This window comes from Streptomyces sp. (genome assembly GCF_019510245.1).
Lineage (GTDB): Bacteria > Actinomycetota > Actinomycetes > Streptomycetales > Streptomycetaceae > Streptomyces.
This window is the reverse complement of the sequence record NZ_JAEKKT010000033.1, coordinates 1-6,653: the sequence shown is the minus strand read 5'-3', so window position 1 is coordinate 6,653 and position 6,653 is coordinate 1. Positions and strand designations below refer to the sequence as shown.

At 71.1% G+C, this 6,653-nt stretch carries 5 protein-coding genes; 3 read left to right on the top strand and 2 right to left on the bottom strand.

Annotated features, from left to right (window positions below; genetic code table 11):
• Positions 1–639: helix-turn-helix domain-containing protein (locus JF597_RS01115; protein ID WP_293986882.1), on the bottom strand; the 639-nt coding region annotated here is incomplete at its 3' end.
• A 403-nt stretch (positions 640–1,042) separates the two neighbouring features.
• Between JF597_RS01115 and JF597_RS01110 the strand changes: the two genes are divergently transcribed.
• Together JF597_RS01110 and JF597_RS01105 are read left to right on the top strand one after the other, a co-directional pair.
• Positions 1,043–2,422 (top strand): NAD(P)/FAD-dependent oxidoreductase, encoded by a 1,380-nt coding sequence (locus tag JF597_RS01110; protein ID WP_293986879.1) that lies wholly within the window; start codon positions 1,043–1,045, stop codon positions 2,420–2,422.
• Between the two features lie 181 nt (positions 2,423–2,603).
• The gene (locus JF597_RS01105) at positions 2,604–4,247 is read left to right on the top strand and encodes a SpoIIE family protein phosphatase (protein ID WP_293986876.1); all 1,644 of its coding nucleotides are present in this window, start codon (positions 2,604–2,606) and stop codon (positions 4,245–4,247) included.
• Positions 4,248–4,328: 81 nt separating this feature from the next.
• On the opposite strand, the gene JF597_RS01100 is transcribed toward JF597_RS01105, so the two are convergent.
• Positions 4,329–5,615, bottom strand: coding sequence for an MFS transporter (locus JF597_RS01100; protein ID WP_293986885.1), 1,287 nt, complete (start codon positions 5,613–5,615; stop codon positions 4,329–4,331).
• A 130-nt stretch (positions 5,616–5,745) separates the two neighbouring features.
• On the opposite strand from JF597_RS01100, the gene JF597_RS01095 reads away from it, so the two are divergent.
• A complete protein-coding gene (locus tag JF597_RS01095) occupies positions 5,746–6,294 on the top strand; it encodes a MarR family transcriptional regulator (protein WP_293986873.1) in 549 nt (182 codons plus the stop codon).
• Positions 6,295–6,653 lie beyond the last annotated feature (359 nt).

Sequence of the window (6,653 nt, the reverse complement as noted above, 5' to 3'; positions counted from 1 at the left end):
CTCACCAGCCGCACGCGCGCGGTCAACGAGCCGACCCACGACCTCCAGCAGGGCCGCCGCCCCGGCGTCGTCGTCGGCGGAGACCAGCGGGGCCTCCTCCGGCACCAGCCGCAACTCCGCGGCCCCCGGCTGCGTCCGCTGCTGCGGCACCCGTGCCTCCTCGGCCCCGGAGCCGGCCATGGCACCGCCGCCGACCTCCTCCGGCACCCCGACCCGCAGCACCTGCGGCGGCAGCAACCGCCCCGCCCCCGACGCCACCGACGTCCGCAGGAAGCGCGACAGCGCCGACCACGGCTCGTCCTCCTGGCCGAGCGCGGCCCGCGCCTGGTCGGTCAGCCGGGAGGTCTCCTCCTCGGCTATCCGCCGTACCAGCACGTCCTTGCTCGGGAAGCGCCGGTACACGGTGCCGACCCCGACCCGCGCCCGCCGCGCCACGTCCTCCATCGGCGCGCCGTACCCCAGCTCGCCGAAGACCTCGCGCGCCGCACGCAGCACGTGCTCCAGATTGCGCTGTGCGTCCACCCGCAACGGCGTCGTACGCGGCCCGTCACCGCGTCCGTTGCCCGCCGTCGCGCTCACCGTTCCGCCACCGGCCGCAAGAGCGGACGCCGATGACCAATGCGTGTCCTGAATATGCATCTGTGTTCCCCCGGTTAACGACGTCTCCCCCCGGAGACTCTCCCCGTCACTGAAAGCCGGAGTGAGCGGAACTGCGGCCGACCCATGACCGATCCATGGACCGCGGGCCGGGCGGACCGCCCGTCGCGACCCGGTCGACCACAACCTCTGCACCCCGTCGACACACGAACATAGTTGAGAGGCTGTCAATTCAGAAGGGGGACGTTCCGCACGGTGCGCCCCCCGATCGGAGTACGGGCCGTTTACCTCCCGGTTCGGTGCGTTCGCGCCCCCCTGCCCGCCCCTGCTGACCTGGCCCCTTTCGTCCCACCCCGGGCGCACGCCCGGCGCCCCGCAAAGCCGCCCGCCGGTCACACAAATTGCCGGGGCTGTGGACAAACAAGAGTCACGGGTGCGTCATGGGATGGTGAAGGAACGTGCGCGCATTCTCGTTGTCGGCGGCGGCTACGTCGGGATGTACACGGCCCTGCGGCTGCAGCGGAGACTGAAGCGGGAGCTCAGCCGGGGTGAGGTCGACATCACTGTCGTCACCCCCGATCCCTACATGACGTACCAGCCGTTCCTTCCCGAAGCGGCCGCAGGTTCGATTTCCCCTCGTCACGTCGTCGTACCCCTGCGGCGCGTTCTGGACCGGTGTCATGTCGTCATCGGCGAGGTGACGACCGTCGAACACGCCGAGCGCACCGCCGAAGTGGCCACCCTCGCCACCGCCGAGGATCGAAAAGGCGCCACTTTCCTGGAGTACGACGAACTGGTCCTCGCCCCCGGCTCGATCGCGCGCACGCTGCCCATCCCCGGTCTCGCCGAGCACGGCATCGGCTTCAAGACCGTCGAGGAGGCCATCGGCCTGCGCAACCACGTCATCGAGCAGATGGACATCGCCTCCTCCACCCGCGACCCCGCGATCCGCGACGCGGCCCTCACCTTCGTCTTCGTCGGCGGCGGCTACGCGGGCGTGGAAGCCCTCGGCGAGCTGGAGGACATGGCCCGCTATGCCGCGCGCTACTACCACAACGTCCAGCCCGAGGACATGAAATGGATCCTCGTCGAGGCCACCGACCGGATCCTCCCCGAGGTCGGCCCCGAACTGGGCCGCTACACCGTCACCGAACTGCGCCGCCGCAACATCCAGGTGCTGCTGGAGACCCGCCTGGAGTCCTGCGCCGACCGCGTCGCCGTCCTCAGTGACGGCCAGCGCTTCCCGACCCGCACCCTGGTCTGGACGGCCGGCGTCAAACCGCACCCCCTGATCGCCAACACCGACCTGCCGCGCACCCCGCATGGGCGGCTGAAGTGCACCGCCGAACTGACCGTCGACGGCGTCGACCACGCATGGGCCGCGGGCGACGCCGCCGCCGTCCCCGACGTCACCGCTGCCGAACCCGGCACCGACACCGCCCCCAACGCCCAGCATGCGGTCCGCCAGGCCCGGGTCCTCGGCGACAACATCGTCCACGCGCTGCGCGGCGAGCCCCTCGACACGTACGCCCACAAGTACGCCGGCTCGGTCGCCTCCCTCGGTTTCCACAAGGGCGTCGCCCAGGTCTACGGCCGCAGGCTGAAGGGCTACCCTGCCTGGTTCATGCACCGCGTCTACCACCTGAGCAGGGTGCCCACGGTCAATCGCAAGGCCCGCGTCCTCGCCGAATGGACCCTCTCCGGGCTCTTCAAACGGGAGATCGTCTCGCTCGGATCACTCGAACATCCCCGCGCGGAGTTCGAACTCGCGGCCGGTGGAAAGCCTCCTCACAGTCCCTCCGACGACTCGAACGGGTCGTCCTGACGGAACTCAGGAACTCCACGGGCCGCCCCGGCGTCTGACGGATGTCGTCGCCGACGGCCACCCTGCCAGACTGCCCCCAGACCGAGCACAAGGCTTCTCCCCAGAACTGCACCGGGGGACTTCCCCCGGCCCCCGGCCGCTCCCCGAGCCGGCCGGAGACGACGACACGAGGCAAGGTTTCGTGAACTTCACGCGCTGGAGCGCCCGGCTCCCCGGAACGCAGCGCCGCGCCGCAGCGCGGACCGAGCACGCGGTCTCCCCGGACCGGCGGGGGGACTCCGTACCCGCGGCCCGCGCCGAACAACTGACCGACGACTCGCCCTGCGTCCCCGCGGTCGACGAACTGCCCGCCCGCGGCGTCCTCGACCACGTCCCGGCCCTGGTCGCCCTCGTCCACGGCCCCGACCACCACATCGCGTACGTCAACGACGCCTATACGACGGCCTTCGGCGCACGCCCCCCGGGCGCCCCCGCCCGCGAGGCCCTGCCCGAACTCGCCGAACTCGGCCTCCTCCCCCTCCTCGACCAGGTCCTGCGCAGCGGCAAGCCCCGCACGCTCAAGTCCCGCAAGGCGCTCGACGGCCGCACCTACACGTTCACCTGCACCCCGGTCGCCGAGAACGGAGACCGCGACGGCGGCGTCCTCCTCTTCGCCACCGACGTCACCGACCACGCCGAGGCGGCGGAGCGGCTGCGCGCCAGCGAACGCCGGCAACGCGAGACGGCGGTGACCCTCCAGCGCTCGTTGCTCCCCCAGGAACTGGAACAGCCGGACGACCTCCGTATCGCCGCCACCTACCACCCCGGCGGCACCGAGGCCGCGGTCGGCGGTGACTGGTACGACGTCATCACCCTCGGCGGCGGCCGCACCGCCCTCGTCATCGGCGACGTCATGGGCCGCGGTGTCCGTGCGGCGGCCGTCATGGGCCAGCTCCGTACGGCGGTCCGCGCCTACGCCCGCCTGGACCTCCCCCCGCACGAGGTCCTCCAGCTCCTCGACGGCCTCGCCACCGAGATCGACCCCAACCAGATCGCCACCTGCGTCTACGCCGTGCACGACCCCAACGAGGGCCGCCTGGTGTACGCCTCCGCCGGCCACCTGCCGATCCTGGTCCGCGACGAGCAGGGCAGCGTGCTGCGCACCGAGGAACCGACCGGACCGCCGCTCGGCACGGGCGGCTGGGTCCACGCGTCCGCCTCGGTACCGCTGGGCCCCGGCTCGACGGCCGTCCTCTACACGGACGGCCTGGTCGAACGCCGTGACGAGGACCTGGACGAGGGCATCGCGGCGCTGGAGCGCGCCTTGGCGGGCGCCACCGGCACCCCCCAGGTCATCTGCGACCGCCTGGTCCGCTCGGCCGGCGTCACGGCCGACCACGACGACGACGTCGCCGTCCTCGTCCTCCAGCATCCGGCCCGTACGGGCCCCGACGGCGAACTGTTCCGCAACGCCGCGCTGGAACTCCTCGGCGGCGTCGAGGCGGCGCCACGCGCCCGTGCGTTCGCCTCCGGCGTGCTGACCAGCTGGCGCTTCCCCGCCGACCTCCACGACCTGGGCGTCCTCGCCACGAGCGAGCTCGTCGCCAACTCGCTCCAGCACGGCACCCCACCCATGCGGCTGCGGCTCCGCCGCACCGACCGCAGACTGATCATCGAGGTCACGGACGGCGACGACCACCTTCCGCGCCGACGGCGCGCGGAACCGGGCGACGAGTCGGGCAGGGGCATCGCGATCGTGGCGACGATCGCTTCGGGGTGGGGGTCCAGGAGGACGCCCGGGGGCGGGAAGGCGGTGTGGTGCGAGTTCGTACTGCCGAAGGGGTAGGGGGTTCAGGCCGACGGGCGGGTGCGGGTGGGTGGGGGAGGCACCCTGCCAGCGCCGGTAAGCGTCCCCACCCCGCCCCCACTACGCGGACACGGACTTCGCAGTCGCGCCGCCCCGTGCCACGATCCTGCTCCTCGCGGCCAGCCAAGGCCGGTCCTGGACGGGAGTCAGCCGCTTCCCCAGCCGTACCGCCAGGACACTGATCCCCAGCGAGAACAGCAGGAACGTCACGACGTACGGCGCGGGCAGCGACGCTCCCAGCGGGCCGCCCACCGCCGGCCCCACCGCCAACGCCAACTGCTTGACCAGCGCGAACGCCGAGTTGTACTGCCCGGCCATCCCCTCCGGCGCCAGGTCGGCCACCAGCGGGGCCACCGTCGGCGACAGCATCGCCTCGCCCAGCCCGAACAGCGCGTACGTCGACACGAACGCGGCCGTCGCCATCTCCCGGCTGCCGTGCCCCAGCCCCGCGTATCCGGCGATGACCCACGCGACGGCCCAGATGAGCCCGACCCCGGCGATCACCCGCGAGCGCCGCCGACGCTCGACGAACCTGAGCACGGCGAACTGCGCGACGACGATCATCAGCGTGTTCGCGGCCAGCGCGGTGCCGAGCGCGGACGTGGATATCCCCGCCGCCTCCACGCCGTACGCGCTCAGCCCGGACTCGAACTGCCCGTAGCAGGCGAAGAACAGCACGAAGCCGAGCACGGACAGCTGCACCATCGCCCGGTTCCCGAGCAACTGCTTCCAGCTGCCCTTCGCCGACGACGAGGCCGGCGCGTCCGCGATCCGCGGCGAGTGCGGCAGCCGCACCGTCGCCATCACGACGACCAGCAGCAGGAAGATCGCCGCCTCGATCGCGAAGAGCAGGGTGAAGGAGGAGACCCGGGTCGTGTCGACGAGATGGCCGCCTATGAGGCCGCCGACGCCCAGCCCCAGGTTCTGCAGGAAGAACTGCGTCGCGAAGGCCCGGGACCGGGTCTCCGCCGTCGAGCAGTCCACGATCATCGTCGCCAGCGCGGGCTGCATCACGGCCTGTCCGGCCCCCAGCAGCGCCGCCGCGGCCAGCACGGCCGGACCGCTTCCCGCCAGCCCCAGGCTCAGCGCACCGACGGCGGCCGTCACCAGGGCGGTGAGAAGGACCGGCAGTGGGCCGCGCCGCACGATCGCCCGGCCGGCGAACGGCAGCACGATCAGCGCGGCGACGGCGAAGACGGCGAGCACCACACCCGCCGTCATGGCACCGAGCCCCCGCACCTGCGCCACATAGACGTACAGGTAGGGGACGGTGAAACCGAGCCCGAACGCGCTGAGTGCGTTGCCCACGTGGATCCGGCGCATCGCTGCGCCCATCGCCCTGGTCACGTTCACCTCTCTCAGGTCGTCAAAGTCGCCGGACTGCTGAAGTCTGAAGACTTTGAAGCTAAAGTTCGAAGCTAAAGACTACATCGTGAAGGACTTCAACGCCAAGCGCGTCCGTGCGATACTTCGACCCATGGCCGACACCCCCGGCGCCGGCGAGCCGACGCTCGACGAGCAGATCGCCGCCTACCAGCGCGAGTTCCAGGACCTCGACCCCCAGGTCGAGAAGATCGTCTCGGCCCTCTCCCGGCTCAACCGCCGCATGAACGTCGCCTACGGCCGTCAGACCGGAGCCCTGGGGATCAGCAACGCGGAGTGGGAGGTCCTCAAGGCCCTCGTCCTCTCCGGAGTCCCCTATCGCATGGGTCCCAGTGAACTGGCCAAGCGTCTCGGCCTCACCCCGGCCGCGATGACCCACCGCATCGACCGGATGGTCGCGGAGGGGCTCGTCACTCGGGAGAGGGACGAATGCAACCGCGTCCGGGTGATCGTCGAGCTGACCCCCGAAGGTCGCGAGAAGTGGCTGGAGGCGATGCGCCTCGCCACCGTCTTCGAGGAGGACCTGCTCCAGGACCTCTCCCCGGCGGAGCGCGGGGTGCTCGGCGAGGTCCTCACCAGGCTGCTCCGCCGCGTGGAACACGCCCAGCCCGACGCCGGCGGCCGGCTCACCGACCTGGACTAAAAGATCTTGACAGAGGGTGCTTGACACGCCCCTGGACGATCCGTAAAGTTCTTCGGGTTGCCAGAGAGCCGGAACGGTTCTTCGGCGACACTCCGCCGCCTCGAGCGGCACCTCAAACCAAGCATGATCTCCCGGCGGGGTTGATTTCGGTGTGCCCGAATTCAATTCGAATGGGGACGGCGGCCCCGATTGGGAATCGCCGAGCGGATCCGCTAAGGTTTGGGACGTCGGAACGGCCCAACGGCCGCGAAGACAAATCCCGCTGACTGGGAATCGGACGCCGAAAGGATCTGATAGAGTCGGAACCGCCGGAAAGGGAAACGCGAGAGCGGAAACCTGGAAAGCACCGAGGAAATCGG

Bases quoted from the DNA above. Each gene is read 5' to 3' on its own strand.
- JF597_RS01110 (WP_293986879.1), top strand. From the start codon at position 1,043: ATGGTGAAGGAACGTGCGCGCATTCTCGTTGTCGGCGGCGGCTACGTC.
- JF597_RS01095 (WP_293986873.1), top strand. From the start codon at position 5,746: ATGGCCGACACCCCCGGCGCCGGCGAGCCGACGCTCGACGAGCAGATC.